This is a genomic window from Intrasporangium zincisolvens (assembly GCF_034724055.1).
GTDB lineage: Bacteria > Actinomycetota > Actinomycetes > Actinomycetales > Dermatophilaceae > Monashia > Monashia zincisolvens.
In genome coordinates this window covers 151,367-166,762 of the sequence record NZ_JAWIIL010000002.1, presented here as the reverse complement: position 1 = coordinate 166,762, position 15,396 = coordinate 151,367, and the positions used below count along the sequence as shown (strand labels likewise).

Genomic DNA, 15,396 nt, shown 5'->3' with positions numbered 1-15,396 from the left:
CTGCCAGCAGCCCTTCAGCCGAGGCCGCGACGCTCGAGGAGGTGGCGGATGTCGGCCTCGGCGCCACGGAACTCCCGGTAGGAGGCGAGCGGGTCGACCGACCCGCCGATGCCGACGACGTACCGGCGGTAGCGGTCACCGTTGTCGCGGGAGAGGCCCCCGTTCTCGCGGAACCACGCCACGGTGTCGGCGTCGAGCACCTCGCTCCAGATGTAGGCGTAGTACTGCGCGTCGTAGGCGTAGGAGAACGTGTGCGCGAAGTACGTCGACCGGTAGCGCGGCGGCACGAGCGGGTGCGCGAGCCCGACCCTCGCCAGGGCCTGCGCCTCGAACGCCTCGACGTCGGTGACCGCCTCCGCCTGCTCGACCGTCAGCGCGTGCCAGGCCTGGTCGAGCAGCGCGGCCGCGAGGTACTCCCCCGTGGCGAACCCCTCGCCCCACGACTGCGCGGAGACGAGCCGGTCGACGAGGTCCTGGGGCAGACGCTCCCCCGTCTCGTGGTGCACCGCATAGCTGCCGAGCACCTCGGGCCAGAGCATCCACATCTCGTTGACCTGGCTCGGGTACTCGACGAAGTCGCGGAACACGCGGGTGCCCGCGAAGTGCGGGTAGGTGACGCGGGCGAGCAGTCCGTGGATCGCGTGCCCGAACTCGTGGAAGAAGGTGCGGGTCTCGTCGTAGGTCAGCAGGGTCGGCTCGCCGGCGCCCGGCTTGGGCACGTTGAGGTTGTTGACGACGACGGCGTTCGGCTGGCCGAGCAGGGTGTTCTGGTGGACGAGGCTGTTCATCCACGCGCCACCCTTCTTCGTGTCGCGCGTGTAGAGGTCGAGCAGGTAGAGGCCGAACGGTGTGCCGTCGGCATCGTGCACCTCGAAGACGCGGACGTCGGGGTGGTAGCCGACGAGGTCGTCGCGCTCGTGGAAGGTGAGGCCGTAGAGCCGCTCGGCGGCGAGGAAGATGCCGTCCTGCAGCACCCGCTCGGCCTCGAAGTACGGACGCATCTCGGCGAGGTCGACGTCGTAGGTCGACGCGCGAACCCGCTCCGACCAGAACTCCCAGTCGTGCGCCTCCACCAGATGCCCGGCCTCCCGCTCGAGCAGCTCGCGCTCCCGCTCGATGTTGCGGGCGGCGGCGGGCGCGAGCCTGCCGAGCAGCTCCATGACGCGCTCGGGCGAACGCGCCGTGGAGGCGGCCAGGGTCGCGGCGGCGTGGGTGTCGTAGCCGAGCAGCCGCGCCCGCTGCGCCCGCAGCCGCACGATCTGCAGGACGAGGTCCGTGGTGTCGTCGGCGTTGCCACGGTTGCCGCGGCTCGTCTGCGCGACCTGGATGCGGCGGCGCAGGTCGCGGTCGGTCAGCGAGGTCAGGTGCGGGTGGCTCGTCGGCAGCACGAGCGTGATGAGCCAGGCACCGTCGTGGCCGTGCTCGCGGGCCGCCTCGGCCGCGGCCGAGATCTCGCCTGCGGTGAGGCCGTCGAGGTGCGCGGCGTCCTCGACGAGCACGGCGAGGTCGTTGGAGTCGGACAGCAGCTGCTTCTCGAAGCGCGTGTTCAACGTCGCGAGCCGGCCGTTGAGGTCGCGCAGTCGGCCCTTGGCCTCCTCGTCGAGGCCGGCACCGGCGACGGTCATCTCGGTCAGGTGCCGCTCGACGAGCCGGCGTGACTCGTCGTCGAGGGACGCCATGGCGTCCGCGTCGTCGTGCACGGCCCGGATGCGCGCGAAGAGGCGCGGGTCGAGCCGGACCGCGTCGCCGTGGGCGGTGAGCCGCGGCGCGTACTCCTCCTCGAGCGCCTGCATGGCGTCGGTGGCGAGAGAGCTCGACGTGCCGAAGAAGGCGAGGCTGACCCGGCTCAGCAGCCGGCCCGAGCGCTCGAGCGCGACGACGGTGTTCTCGAAGGTCGGCGGCTCGACGCTGCCGGCGATCGCCTCCACCTCGTCGCGGTGCTGCGCCATACCGGCGTCGAAGCCCGGGCCGTAGTGCTCGACGCGGATCTGTGCGAACGGCGGGAGCGAGAACGGCAGCGTGCTCGGGGCGAGCAGCGGGTTGGCGTCGGTGGTGGTGGCGGGCTCGCTGGTGGCGTCGGGCATGACGCGACCCTACGCAGCACGCCCCGCCGGGGCATCCCGTTTGTCGACGCGACGCGTCAGAGGCTGAGCTCGGCCTTGACGACCCCGACGAGGCGGTCGGCCAGCAGCCGGGCCTGGTCGCCGTCGGCGGCCTCGACCATGACGCGCACCACCGGCTCGGTGCCCGACTTGCGCAGCAGGACGCGACCGGTGCTGCCGAGCTCGCCCTCGGCCACGCGCACCGCCTCGGCGACGACGGAGTTGGCCTCGAGGGCCGACTTGTCGACGTCCTTGACGTTGACGAGGACCTGCGGGAAGTGCGACATCACCGTGGCGAGGTCGGACAGCGGGCGCCCGCTGGCCGCGACGCGTGAGGCGAGCATGAGGCCGGTCAGGGTGCCGTCGCCGGTGGTGCCGTGCTCGAGCATGACGACGTGGCCGGACTGCTCGCCGCCGAGGACGTAGCCGCCCTCCTTCATCCCCTCGAGGACGTAGCGGTCGCCGACGGCGGTCTGCACGACGCTGATGCCGGCGTCGGCGAGGGCGTGGATCATGCCGAGGTTGCTCATGACGGTCGCGACGAGGGTGTCGCCGCGCAGGACGCCCTGCTCCTTCATGGCCAGGGCGAGGATCGCCATGATCTGGTCGCCGTCGACCTCGCGGCCCGCGGCGTCGACGGCGAGGCAGCGGTCGGCGTCGCCGTCGAGGGCGATCCCGAGGTCGGCGCCGGCCTCGAGGACGGCCGCCTTGAGGGCGTCGGTGTGGGTGGAGCCGAAGCCGTCGTTGATGTTGATGCCGTCGGGCTCGCAGCCGATCGTCGTGACGGTGGCGCCGGCCTCGCGGAAGACGCGGGGGGCCACCTCCGACGCGGCCCCGTGGGCGGCGTCGATGACGACGTGCAGGCCCTCGAGGCGGTGCGGCAGGACGGACAGCAGGTGGCGCACGTAACGGTCGGCGCCGTCCTCGAGCACGGTGATCCGGCCCACGGCGCCCCCGACGGGGCGCTGCCAGTCGGCGCGCAGGCGCGCCTCGATGCGGTCCTCCAGATCGTCGGCGAGCTTGTGCCCGCCCCGGGCGAAGAACTTCAGGCCGTTGTCGGGCATCGGGTTGTGCGAGGCCGACAGCATGGCGCCGAGGTCGGCGTCCTGCTCGGCGACGAGGTACGCGATGGCCGGCGTCGGCAGCACGCCGGCGTCGCGCACGTCGACGCCCGCCGACGCGAGCCCGGCGATGGTCGCCGCTGCGAGGAACTCACCCGACGCGCGGGGGTCGCGCCCGACGACGGCCACGGGCCGGTGTCCGTTGAACTCCCCGACCTCGCCGAGCACGTGCGCGGCCGCGACCGACAGGTCGAGGGCCAGCTCGGCGGTGATGTCCTGGTTGGCGATGCCACGGACGCCGTCCGTGCCGAAGAGTCGAGCCACGCGTTGTGCCTTCCCGGTCGGGTGGCCCACGGGCCGACCCAGGTCATGTGCTCGCACGACGATACCGCCAGTACCCGTCGACCACCGCACGAGGCGGGCGGGGCCGGTTCATCCCGCTTGCGGACGGTACACCCCTGTCCGGACCGGGAGGAAGTGGCAGGGAACTGGCAGCCGGCTCCCACCACTTTCACAGACGAGCGCCACGACGATGTCCGACATCCCGCCACCCCCCGGGAGTTCCCTGTGAAAGGACCCGCATGAGCACTCGACGTTCCCGTCGCCTCTCGGTCGCCGTCGCCGCCTCGGCAGCCGCGCTCGCCCTCGGCACGGCCTTCGGCGCCACGAGCGCGACCGCGAGCAGCCCCGACGCCGCGCCCGCCGCGCCCGCCGCGTCCGCCACGTCCGCCACGTCCGGCGGTGTCACCAACCCGTACTCCCCCGCCTACGGTCACCCGTACCGCCACGGCAGCGTGCCGACGCGTGAGCTCAACACCCAGATGCACCGCTGGGAGGCCCAGACCAAGGGCGCGAAGCCGGCAGCGAGCAAGACGCTCTCCTACGGCGGCGGCGTCGACGGCACCGGGGTCACGAGCGGCACCCCGAAGGTCTACCTCGTCTTCTGGGGCAGCCAGTGGGGCACCCAGGGCTCCGACGCGTCGGGCAACCTCACCTTCACCGGCGACCCGAAGACGGGTGCGCCCCTCGTCCAGAAGCTCTTCAAGGGCCTGGGCACGAACGGCGAGGCGTGGAGCGGCGTCATGACGCAGTACTGCGACGGACCGCTCGTGGCCAAGGGCGCCACGTCGTGCCCGGCCGGCTCGGCCCACGTCGGCTACCCGACCGGCGGCAACCTCGCCGGCGTCTGGTACGACCCGTCGACCGCAGCCCCGTCCTCGGCGACCGCCAAGCAGCTCGGCGACGAGGCCGTCAAGGCAGCCGGGCACTTCGGCAACACGACCGCGGCGAGCAACCGGTACGCCCAGTACGTCGTGCTCTCCCCCACGGGCACCCACCCGGACGGCTTCAACACCGCGTCGGGCAACTTCTGCGCGTGGCACGACTACAACGGTGACCCGTACGTCGGTTCGGCCTCGGCCTACGGCGACATCGCCTTCACGAACATGCCCTACGTCATGGACATGGGCACCAGCTGCGGGCAGAACTTCGTCAACGCGGGCGCTGTCGGCACCGACGACGGCTACTCCATGGTCGAGGGCCACGAGTACGCCGAGACGATCACCGACCAGAACCCGGCCGGTGGCTGGACGAACACGACCTCGCGCACCTACTCCGGCCAGGAGAACGCCGACGAGTGCGCCTGGATCTCGCCGGGCTCGGCGGGCGGCGCGGGCAACGTGTCGACGGCGCAGGGCTCCTTCGCCATGCAGGCGACGTGGTCCAACGACACGAACCGCTGCGACCTGTCGCACGCGACCGTGAGCTGACGCGTCGCGCCCACACGAGGGGCACGGAACGTACGACGAAGGCCCCCGAGCGGTGCTCGGGGGCCTTCGGGCGTGACGCGGGCGCCCGGGTGGGCGCGACGGGTCAGCGCTTGCTGTACTGCGGCGCCTTGCGGGCCTTCTTGAGACCGGCCTTCTTGCGCTCCGGGACGCGGGCGTCGCGGGTCAGGAAGCCGGCCTTCTTCAGGGCCGGGCGGTTGAGCTCGGAGTCGACCTCGTTGAGCGAGCGGGCCACGCCGAGGCGGACCGCGCCGGCCTGGCCGGAGGGGCCGCCGCCGTGGACGCGCACGAGGACGTCGTAGGAGCCCTCGAGCTCGAGGATGGTCAGCGGCTCGCGGACGATCTGCTGGTGCACCTTGTTCGGGAAGTAGTCCTCGAGGGCGCGGCCGTTGATCTTCCACTCGCCGGTGCCCGGCACGATGCGGACGCGGGCGATGGCCTGCTTGCGGCGGCCGGTGGCCGCGCCGGGCGTCGAGACCTGGCGGGCGCGCTTGGCCTCGCCGGACGCCGAGGCGTCGGACTCGGAGGTGTACTCGGTGAGCTCGGGCTCGTCGGTGTCGAGCACGCCCTCGTTGATGATGTCAGTCACGGTGTCTGTTCGCTTTCTACGCAGCAGCGGCGGCGCCGGGCCTTACTGCGCGACCTGGGTGATCTCGAAGGGGACGGGCTGCTGGGCCGCGTGCGGGTGCTCGGCACCGCGGTAGACCTTGAGCTTGGACAGCTGCTGGCGGGCCAGCGAGTTCTTCGGGAGCATGCCCCGGATCGCCTTCTCGACGGCCTTCTCCGGGCTCTTGGCGAGCAGCTCGGTGTAGGACGTGGAGCGCAGGCCGCCCGGGAAGCCCGAGTGGCGGTAGGCCTTCTTCTGCTCGAGCTTGGCGCCGGTGAGGGCGACCTTGTCGGCGTTGATGATGATGACGAAGTCACCGGTGTCGACGTGCGGCGCGAACTGCGGCTTGTGCTTGCCCCGCAGCAGGATCGCAGCCTGGCTCGCGAGGCGACCGAGCACGACGTCGGTCGCGTCGATGACGTGCCACGTGCGAGTGACCTCGCCGGGCTTCGGGGTGTACGTACGCAATGGAGTCTGCCTTCTCGCTTCAAACGATGGATGCGTGCCGCCGGGGCGATGACCCTGCGGTCCAGCACAACAGTCATCCAGTTTACGGAGGAGGCGGCTTGCGGCCAAATCGTCGCACCGACCCCCTGAAACCTGCTCTGACCTGCGGCGATGCACCACTTCCGGCTTCGTGCAGAACTCTTGTGCAAACAGATTGTGCAAAGGTAGTGTGCACACTATGGCTGCACACCCCCCGACGCCGGACAACATCTGGCTCACCCCGGAGAGCCTCCGCGTCCTGGCCCATCCCCTGCGCTCACGGCTCCTCGGAGCGTTGCGGCGCAGCGGTCCGGCCACGGCCACCGACCTCGCCAACGCCCTCGGCACCAACTCCGGGGCCACGAGCTACCACCTGCGCAAGCTCGAGTCGGTCGGCCTCGTCGAGGACACCGGCGACGGCGAGGGCAAGCGCCGCCTCTGGCGCGCCGGCTCGGAGTTCCACTCGTGGCACCCGAGCGACTTCGAGGGCGACGAGGACTCCGAGACCGCCCTCAACTGGCTGACCCGCGACTACGCGCGGCACTTCTCCGAGCAGTACGACCGCTGGCTCGACGTGTCGATGACCTGGCCCCCCGCCTGGCAGGACGCCTGCGGCTCGAGCGACGCCGCGGTGCTCGTCACGCCGGAGGCGCTCGAGGAGCTGCGGGAGGAGATGTGGGACCTCATCGAGCGCTACCGCCGCGTCGGCCAGGGCAACCCGAGCGCGCGTCGTGTGGCCGTCTACGCCTTCGCCTACCCCATCGACCTCGACCGTCCGCCCGGCGGCACGAGCGGCGGCACGAGCGGCGGCACGAGCGGCGGCACGAGCGGCGGCACGAGCGGCGGCACGAGCGGCGACGCGTCGGCGGAGCGAGGCCGTCGATGAGCGCCGCCCGACAGGCGGTGCTGTCCCCCACCGCTGCCCGACGCGTCTTCCTCGCGCTGACCCTGACCCGCTGGTTCCCCGTCGGCCTCGTCGTCGGCCTGCTGACCCTGTGGCAGCTCGAGCGGGGCCTCACCGTGGCGCAGGCCCTGACGGCCTCGTCGGCCGCCGGGCTGACGATCTTCCTGCTCGAGCTGCCGACGAGCGGGTTCGCCGACGCGTTCGGCCGCAAACCGGTCTTCGTCGTGTCGGCGGTCGTCAACGTCGTCGCGAGCGCCCTGCTGCTGGCCGCCCACACGTACTGGATGTTCCTGCTCGCGGCGGTCCTCACCGGCGTCTTCCGCGCCCTCGACTCCGGCCCGCTCGAGGCCTGGTTCGTCGACACCGTCCACGCCAGCACGCCCGGCGCCGACGTCGACGGAGCGCTCGCCGCCCAGGGCACCGTCCTCGGCGGCGGCATCGCCGCCGGGGCGCTCCTGTCGGGCGGCCTCGTGTGGTGGCACCCGTTCGCCGGCGCCTCCGCCCTCGTACTTCCGGTGGCCGTGTTCGTCGTGCTCAACGTCGTGCACCTCCTCGCCGTGCTCGTCCTGCTGCGCGAGCCCCCGTCGAGCGAGCACGTCGACGCCACCGGCCTGCGACGCGCCATCGCCTCGACTCGGGAGGCGCCGGTCGTCGTCCGCGAGGGGCTCGGCATGCTGCGCGCCAACCGGGTGCTGCGCGGGATCGTCCTCGTCGAGGTGTTCTGGTCGATCGCGATGATCGTCTTCGAGACCTTCCAGCCGATCCGCCTGGCCGAGCTCGTCGGCGGTGAGGAGCGCGCCGGCGCCATCATGGGCCCGGTCGCGGCGGCCGGGTGGGCGATCTTCGCCGTCGGGGCGGCGCTGTCCGGATGGTCGAGCCGGCGCATCGGCGTGGCCCGCACCGCGATCCTCGCGCGCATCCTCAACGGCCTCGGCGCCGTCGTCATGGGCCTGGTCGCCGGGCCGGCCGCGCTCGTCGCGGCCTACGCGGTCACCTACCTGCTGCACGGGTCGGCCGGTCCGGCGCACTCGACGCTGCTCCACCGGGAGGCGCAGGCCCGCAACCGGGCGACGGTCCTGTCGATGAACTCCATGGTCGCCTCGGCCGCCTTCGCCGTCGGCGCGTCGGCCATGGGCGTGCTCGCGGACGCGACCTCGACCCAGGTCGCGATGGTCTGCGCCGGTGCCGTGAGCATGGTCGGCGCCGTGTTCTACCGAGCGGCCCGACGCGCCGAGGTCGAGCGCGCCACCGCACCCGCGGCGGCCGATGCGCCCACCGACTCCCGTGCGTCCACCGACCCGCTCGACTCCCCCGACGCAGACACTGCCGCGTCGGCCCGCCTCACCTCCCCCATCGAGTGAGCACCCCGTCACACCAGCCACACGAAGACGTGTGACGCGTGGGACGGAGCGCTCACTCGATGGAGGGAAGGTGGGAGGCGTGAGGCGCGTGGGGCGGTGTGCTCACTCGATGAAGAGGCGTCGGGCGTCGGTGTCGGATGTCGGACCGAGCGGCCGCTCGGGTCAGGCGGGCGGGGCGGTGAGGTCGTCGAGCTCGGCGAGGTCGTCGGCGCTCGGGTCCCAGCCGCCGGCGCGGACGTTGTCGAGCACCTGCTCGGGACGCGTCGCGCCCGCGATGACCGACGCGACGGCCGGCTGCGCGGCCAGGCCACCGATGGCGACGTCGATGAGCCGGAGGTCGCGGCGGGCTGCGAACGCCTCGAGGGCCTCGACGGTGTCCCAGTCGGCGCCGGCGAGCCGCTCGGCGCTGCCGGCCAGTCGGGTGCCCTCGGGGGCGGCCTCACCGCGTCGGTACTTGCCGGTGAGCAGGCCGCTCGCGAGCGGGAAGAACGGCAGCAGGCCGACCCCGACGTGCTCGCACGCGGGCACGAGCTCGTCCTCGACGTCGCGCTCGAGCAGCGAGTACTCGTTCTGGGCCGACACGAACGGCGTCGTGCCGGCGGCGCGGGCGGTCCAGTCGGCGTCGACGACCTGCCAGCCGGTGAAGTTGCTGCTGCCGATGTAGCGCACCTTGCCCTCGCGGACGAGCTCGTCGAGGGCGGCGAGGGTCTCCTCGATCGGTGTGACGGGGTCCGGGCGGTGCAGCTGGTAGAGGTCGATCCAGTCGGTGCCGAGGCGGCGCAGGCTCGCCTCGACGGCCTTGCGGACGTACCGCCGCGAGCCACGCACGCCCCAGTCGGGCCCGTTCGAGCCCTGCATGTCCATACCGAACTTCGTCGCGACGACGACGTTCTCGCGCTCGGCGCCGAGCGCGAGCCCGAGCATCTCCTCGCTCGCCCCCTGACCGTAGATGTCGGCCGTGTCGAAGAGGGTCACGCCGGCGTCGATCGCCGTGCGCACGACGGCGTTCGTCGCCTCCTGGTCGATGCGGCGGCCGAAGTTGTTGCAGCCGAGGCCCACCGTCGAGACGGTGAGGCCGCTGTCGCCGAGCTGTCGGTACGTCATGTCGGTCACCGGTCCAACGTAGACCCGCCCCGACGCGTCCGGCTCGAGGGTGGGCAGGCAGGACCTGTCAATGGGCCGTCGGACGCACGGGCCCCGGGGAGAGCACGTCTCCCCGGGGCCCGTCGTCGTGCGGCCGGACCGTCCTTCAGTGCGCCTGGACGAACACGGCCACGGTGCGGGCCGGGACGGTGAGCGTCGACGTCCCGGCGTTCCACGTCGACTGCTTGACGACCGCGTCGGCCCCACCCGCCTGCACCGGGCTCAGCGTCAGCGCGCCGGTGAGCCCGGGCACCTTCTGCGACACGGCGTCCGGCGTCGCGTTGAACACGACGACGAGGCCGTCCAGGCGCGGGTCGACGTCGGCGCCCTTCGTGTCGTCGACGCGCATGACGACGACGCCGGCGTGGGCGTCGGCCGTGCCCGACACGGGGAACGACACCTTCGACTCGATGGCCGAGGCGGAGCCCAGGCGGAACAGCGGGCTGCTGAACCGCAGGCGCAGCAGGTCCTGCGCCATGGCGCTCGCCTTCTGCACGTCGCCCGCGGCCGGCTTGAGGGCCGGGCTCGCGAGGAGCGGCTTCATGTACGACCACTTGTTCGAGTTCGGGCCCTCGGGCGGCAGCCCGTGCCCGAAGCCGTTGTCCGCGCCGGTCCAGTCGAGGCGGTTGAACCAGTCGCCGCTGTCGTAGGAGTCGCGGTCGAGCGACTTGCTGCGCAGCAGGTCGGCGCCGGCGTGCCAGAACGAGGGCGTCTGTGCCAGAGCGGTGGTCGCGAGCGACAGGGTGTTCATGCGCACCCGGTCGGTCATCGAGGTCGCCACCGGCAGCTTGTACGTCAGCGCGTCGAAGAGCGTCTCGTTGTCGTGCGCGTCGACGTAGCTGACGACCTCGTCGGGCTGGTCGGCATAGCCGGCCGGCGCCCCGTTGTAGTCGACCTTGTCACCCCGCACGACCTGCCCGCTCTCCTGGCTGCGGAACTCGAACGCCCGCAGGTTGCCGGCGAGGCCGAGCTGCACGAGGTCGGTGTCGTGCGCCAGACGCGTCGCGGCACCGTCGTTGACGGCCGCCCCGTTCGGGTCGGTCGACTCGCCCGAGCCGAAGCCCTGACGGCGCGGGTCCTCGTCGAACGGGCCACCACCGCGGACGGCGTCGCGCAGCCGGTCGCTGAAGGTGCCGATGCCGGTGCCGCCGAGCTGGCCCTGGGTGGCCTGGGTGAAGCGCGCGTTGTTCGCGACCTCGCCGAAGTTCCAGCCCTCGCCGTAGAGGTAGATCGCCTTGCCGTCGACGCCGTCCTTGGCCGTCGTCAGGGCATCGAGCGCCGAGCGAACCGCGAGCATGTTGTCGCGGCTGGCGTGGCCCATGAGGTCGAAGCGGAAGCCGTCGACCTTGTAGTTGCGCGCCCACGAGACGACCGAGTCGACCATGAGCTTCTGGCCCATCGCGTGCTCGGTGGCGACGTTCTGGCAGCACGACGACGTCTCGACGGCGCCGGTCGCATTGAGCCGGTGGTAGTAGCCCGGCACGACCTTGTCGAGCACCGACTGGTCGGCCTGGCCCGAGGCCGACGTGTGGTTGAAGACCTGGTCGAGCACGACCCGCAGGCCGTCCTGGTGCAGCGCGCCCACCATGGTGCGGAACTGCGAGATGCGCTGCCCGCCGTCGGCGGCCTGGGTGCTCGAGGCGTACGAGCCGTCCGGGACGCTCCAGTGGTACGGGTCGTAGCCCCAGTTGAAGGCGTCCTTGCCCGCGACGGCCGTGACGCACTTCTGCTGCTGGTCGCTGTCCGGGGCGTAGGAGCCCAGGTCGCACTGCGGCGTCTGCTGCTTGGCCTTGTCCTCCTCGATGGAGGCGATGTCGAAGGTCGGCAGCAGGTGCACGGTGTTGAGACCGGCCTTGGCCAGGGCCTTGAGGTGGGCCCGCCCGTCACCGTTCTCAGCGAAGGCGAGGTAGCTGCCGCGCAGCACGGCCGGCACCTTGGCGTCACTCATCGAGTAGTCGCGCACGTGCAGCTCGTAGATCGTCGAGTCGACGTCCTTGGCGAGGCGCGGCGACGGGGTCGTGCGCCAGGCCGAGGGCATGAACGCGGGGTCGGCGAGGTCGACGGCCACGGAGCGCGCCGAGCTCGGCGTCAGGGCCACCGAGGCCGGGTCGGTGACGACGTTCGTCTCGACCTTCTGCGTGCTCGGGGCCCACACCCTGACCTCGTAGAGGTACCGGGCGTTGCGGCCCGCGGCGCCGAGCGAGGTCGACCACGAGCCGTCCGTCGAGCGCGTCATCGGCGTGCGGTGTGCCGTGGCGACCGGCTGGTCGGCCGAGCCCGCGGCCCACGTCAGCAGCGTGACGTCCTGCGCCGTCGGCGCCCACAGTCGGAACCCGACGCGTCCGCCGGAGACGTTGACGCCGTAGGCGCCCCGACTCGCGGGCGTTGCGTACAACGCGTCGAGCGCGATCGCCGTCTGGGCACCCGACGCGTCGAGCAGCGCGCCCGACGAGTCGTACATCGCGACGGCCACCTGGCCACGCAGGATGTCGGCCATCTGCCGCGACGTGGCCTTGTCGGCGCGCAGCGCGACGTAGCCCTTGAGCTCCGGGTGCGCCGTCGTGAGCGCGGCCGGCAGTCCGGCCGGGTCACGCGTCAGCGTCGCCACCGAGCCACCCGTCACGGACTCGGCATCGAGGCCGAGGCCACCGGTGGCCGACCAGTGCAGGCGCCAGGAGAGCGTCGCCGGGTCGGTGCCCGCCGGCAGGCCGGTGGCCGGCCACGCGACGAGGTCGGGTCCGACGACGAACGCCTTGGCCTTCGTCAGGTCGGGCGCGGCTCCGGCGCGCGAGGTCTTGACCGAGATCTGGTGTGTCGCGAGGACGTAGCTGATCGTCGTGACGACGCCGTCGGACGGCACCGAGAACGCGACGTTCGAACCGCCCGCGGCACCGCCGGCACCGTAATTCTCGTCCCAGCTCAGCCCGTGCGCCACCTTGAACTCGTAGCTGCCGGCGGGGATGGCGTCGGTGCTGAAGGTGTACGTGCCGTCACCGTCGGGGTCCTGCAGCCACGAGCGCATGCAGTCGGGTGACCAGTCGCCCGGGCAGCCGAGCTCGCTCTGGAACGAGCCGGGCGCGGTGATGATCGGGCCCTGCGCGTCGCTCGTGACCCAGTGGGTGCGGTGGTCGTAGTAGAAGCTCACCGGCTTGCCGGCGGGCACCGTGACGGGGATGTTCGAACCGCCCTTGGCGGCGCCGACCCCGTAGTTCTCGTCCCACGACTTGTTGATCGCGGCCTTGTACTCGTAGTCGCCGGCCGGGATCGAGGAGTACGAGCCCTTCCAGATGTCGTCCTTCGGGTCGAGGGTCAGCTGCGCCTGGTCGCAGGCCGGCTGCCAGTCGCCGGGGCAGGACATCTCGCTGTTGAGGCTGCCGGGCACGCTGACGTTGTCCGGCTGGGTCACCGGGCCGACGCCGCCGCCACCACCGCTACCGCCCGCCGGCGCAGGGTCGCCGACAACGCCATAGGTCGAGGTCGCCGACACGTGCCCGGCGAGGTCGCGGGCGAGCACGCGGTACTCCATGAGCGTGCCCTTGGCAAAGCCGCTGAGGTCGTGGAAGACGCGGTACGGCGCGTTGTCGTCGGTGCCGAGCGTCGTCCAGGCCGACGTGCCGGCCGGACGCGCGAGGAACGTGACGTCGGCGAAGGTGTCGCCCGGGACCGCGGCCGAGATCTCGGCGCGTCCGCCGACGACACCGCCGGCGCTCGGCGAGAGCGGGTAAACCGGCGGGGCCGTGCGCGAGACCTCCATCGTCGAGTCGGCGCGGAAGACCTTCACCGACAGCGGCGGGACGCTGACGGTGACCCGGCCCGACGCGTCGGCGCGCAGGTCGCCGGGGCCGCCCAGCAGCGGGCTGAACTTCGACCGCGCCGAGTAGGTCTGGAACGTGGCCTGCTTGGCCGTCGTCGCGTTGTTGGCCACGACGAGGTACTCACGCTTGGCCGCCTTGTCGATGCGGCTGATGGCGTAGATGCCGGCACTGTCACTGGCGTAGCGGTGCACCTGCGCGCCGTCGGCGAGCGCCGGGTTGGCCTGGCGCAGTGCGGACAGGGCGGCGATCTGCCGATAGAGCGGGGCGCTCGTGTCGTAGTGCGCGCCGGTGCCGGCCTTGTCGGCGCTGCCGACGATCGTGTCGTCGGCGTAGTCGGCCGTCTGCGTCGCGAACATGTCCTGCCGGGCGCGCTTGTCGCCGAAGTCGGTCGTGGGACCGGTGAAGCCCTGCTCGTCGCCGTAGTAGACGACCGGCTGGCCACGCGTGAGGAACATCAGCGACGTCGCGAGGGAGTCGCGGTCGAGAAGCTCCTTGCCGGCGTAGCCGGCCGCCTGGAGCATCGCACCGACGCGGCCCATGTCGTGGTTGCCGAGGAAGGTCGGCAGCTCGTAGGCGTTGGAGTCGGTGTCGGTGTAGTAGTCGTCGCCGGCGAAGAGGTCACGGACGCCGGTGGTCGCCTTGCTCTGCGCGAAACCGAGCGCCGCCCCCTGGAAGCCGAAGTCGAGCGTGGCCGGCAGCTTGCCCTTGGTCGTGAACTGGCTGGTGTACGAAGGGTTTCCGTCGTACACCTCGCCGAACATGAAGAAGTTCTTGCCGGCCTGCTTGGCGTGGTCGAGGATCGCGGGCGAGAAGTGCTGCCAGAACGGCATGTCGACGTGCTTGGCGGTGTCGATGCGGAATCCGTCCACGCCGAAGTCGACCCACGTCTTGTAGATGTCCTCCATCCCCGTGACGACCTTGTGGTTCTCGGTGAAGAGGTCGTCGAGGCCGGAGAAGTCGCCGTACGTGGCGGACTCGCCGGCATACGTCGAGTCACCGCGGTTGTGGTACAGCGTCACGTCGTTGAGCCACGCCGGCACCTTGACGTCCTTGTCGGCGTCGGCGACGACGGGCTTGTACGGGAAGGACGTCGCCGGGTCCATCGCCGGGAACGTGTCCTTGCCGGCGTAGTCGGCGTCGTCGAAGGCGTTGCCCTGGGAGTCCTTGTACGGCTTGTCGGCCTTGGGGATGTAGGTGTACTGGCCGCCTTGGTAGGAGATGACGTCGGCCGTGTGGTTCGTGATGATGTCGAAGTAGACCTTCATGCCCTTGGCGTGCGCCGCCGCGATGAGGTTCTTCATGTCGGCGTTCGTGCCGAGGTGCGGGTCGATCCGGGTGAAGTCGGTGACCCAGTAGCCGTGGTAGCCGGCGCTCGCGTTCGACCCCGAGCCCTGGACCGGGCGGTTCTTGAACGAGGGCGTCAGCCAGATCGCCGTGGTGCCGAGGCCCTTGATGTAGTCGAGCTTGCCGATGACGCCCTTGAGGTCGCCACCGTGGTAGAAGCCCATGTCCGTCGGGTCGTACCCGGTGGCGAGACGGTCGCCGGTCAGGCCGCCGCGGTCGTTGGCGGGGTCGGCGTCGGCGAACCGGTCGGCCATGACGAAGTAGAAGCGCTCACGCGTCGAGCCGGTGCGCAGCGACTGGCCGGCGAGCGCGATGTCGGCCTTCGTGGCCGCACCCGGCAGGTCGGTGGGCGCGATGCCGATGGCGTGCGTCGTGTCGTCGTAGGTGACACGGAGTCGCTCGGGGCCCTCGAGGACCAGGGGCACGTTCGAGCCGCCGCCGTCCTGGCCGTAGCTCTCGCCCCACCCGTGGTCGATGGCGACCTTGAGCTCGTAGGAGCCCTTGGGCACGTCGAACTCCGCGGCAAAGGTGCTCGTGCCGGCCTGGCGGACGAGGTCGGTGTCGGTGCAGTCAGGCTGCCAGTCACCCGGGCAGCCGAGCTCGCTCTGGAGCGAGCCGACGAGCGTCGCGGTGCGCTCTGCGGCGCGGGCGGTCGTGGTCCCGGCCAGGGGCACGACCGTGCCGGCGAGGACGAGGGCGGAGACGCTGGCGGCGGTCAGAGCCGGCCTACGACGCATGTGCACTCCTTCGTGCAGTGAGGCGCCGGCAGGTCGCCACGCGTTCGTG

At 71.7% G+C, this 15,396-nt stretch carries 9 protein-coding genes; 3 read left to right on the top strand and 6 right to left on the bottom strand.

Annotation, left to right across the window (positions count from 1 at the left end; translation table 11 throughout):
• Positions 1-14: 14 nt before the first annotated feature.
• Complete coding sequence (locus tag RY076_RS05185; protein ID WP_323096530.1) at positions 15-2,084, bottom strand: M3 family metallopeptidase; 2,070 nt, start codon at positions 2,082-2,084, stop codon at positions 15-17.
• A gap of 56 nt (positions 2,085-2,140) precedes the next feature.
• Entirely contained in the window at positions 2,141-3,487 is a 1,347-nt protein-coding gene (gene glmM, locus RY076_RS05180; protein WP_323096529.1) for a phosphoglucosamine mutase, read from the bottom strand.
• 257 nt (positions 3,488-3,744) lie between these two features.
• Here glmM and RY076_RS05175 point away from each other — a divergent pair, with 257 nt between their 5' ends.
• The gene (locus RY076_RS05175) at positions 3,745-4,932 is read left to right on the top strand and encodes a hypothetical protein (protein WP_323096528.1); all 1,188 of its coding nucleotides are present in this window, start codon (positions 3,745-3,747) and stop codon (positions 4,930-4,932) included.
• A 103-nt stretch (positions 4,933-5,035) separates the two neighbouring features.
• On the opposite strand, the gene rpsI is transcribed toward RY076_RS05175, so the two are convergent.
• Positions 5,036-5,539: a 30S ribosomal protein S9 gene (rpsI, locus tag RY076_RS05170; RefSeq protein WP_323096527.1), complete on the bottom strand. Its 504-nt coding sequence runs from the start codon at positions 5,537-5,539 to the stop codon at positions 5,036-5,038.
• 42 nt (positions 5,540-5,581) lie between these two features.
• Complete coding sequence (gene rplM / locus RY076_RS05165) at positions 5,582-6,025, bottom strand: 50S ribosomal protein L13 (RefSeq protein WP_323096526.1); 444 nt, start codon at positions 6,023-6,025, stop codon at positions 5,582-5,584.
• A 217-nt stretch (positions 6,026-6,242) separates the two neighbouring features.
• Here rplM and RY076_RS05160 point away from each other — a divergent pair, with 217 nt between their 5' ends.
• Entirely contained in the window at positions 6,243-6,929 is a 687-nt protein-coding gene (locus tag RY076_RS05160) for a winged helix-turn-helix domain-containing protein (RefSeq protein ID WP_323096525.1), read from the top strand.
• Positions 6,926-8,308 carry an MFS transporter gene (locus RY076_RS05155; RefSeq protein WP_323096524.1) on the top strand — a complete coding sequence of 461 codons (1,383 nt, stop codon included), beginning with the start codon at positions 6,926-6,928 and terminating at the stop codon, positions 8,306-8,308. The genes RY076_RS05160 and RY076_RS05155 overlap by 4 nt, the downstream gene beginning before the upstream one ends.
• A 162-nt stretch (positions 8,309-8,470) precedes the next feature.
• Here RY076_RS05155 and RY076_RS05150 read toward each other — a convergent pair whose 3' ends face one another.
• Positions 8,471-9,412 carry an aldo/keto reductase gene (locus RY076_RS05150; RefSeq protein WP_323097181.1) on the bottom strand — a complete coding sequence of 314 codons (942 nt, stop codon included), beginning with the start codon at positions 9,410-9,412 and terminating at the stop codon, positions 8,471-8,473.
• A gap of 145 nt (positions 9,413-9,557) precedes the next feature.
• Positions 9,558-15,347 carry a pullulanase-type alpha-1,6-glucosidase gene (gene pulA, locus RY076_RS05145; RefSeq protein ID WP_323096523.1) on the bottom strand — a complete coding sequence of 1,930 codons (5,790 nt, stop codon included), beginning with the start codon at positions 15,345-15,347 and terminating at the stop codon, positions 9,558-9,560.
• Positions 15,348-15,396 lie beyond the last annotated feature (49 nt).

Bases quoted from the DNA above. Each gene is read 5' to 3' on its own strand.
- RY076_RS05150 (WP_323097181.1), bottom strand. From the start codon at position 9,412: ATGACGTACCGACAGCTCGGCGACAGCGGCCTCACCGTCTCGACGGTG.
- RY076_RS05155 (WP_323096524.1), top strand. From the start codon at position 6,926: ATGAGCGCCGCCCGACAGGCGGTGCTGTCCCCCACCGCTGCCCGACGC.
- pulA (WP_323096523.1), bottom strand. From the start codon at position 15,347: ATGCGTCGTAGGCCGGCTCTGACCGCCGCCAGCGTCTCCGCCCTCGTC.
- RY076_RS05175 (WP_323096528.1), top strand. From the start codon at position 3,745: ATGAGCACTCGACGTTCCCGTCGCCTCTCGGTCGCCGTCGCCGCCTCG.
- RY076_RS05160 (WP_323096525.1), top strand. From the start codon at position 6,243: ATGGCTGCACACCCCCCGACGCCGGACAACATCTGGCTCACCCCGGAG.
- RY076_RS05185 (WP_323096530.1), bottom strand. From the start codon at position 2,084: ATGCCCGACGCCACCAGCGAGCCCGCCACCACCACCGACGCCAACCCG.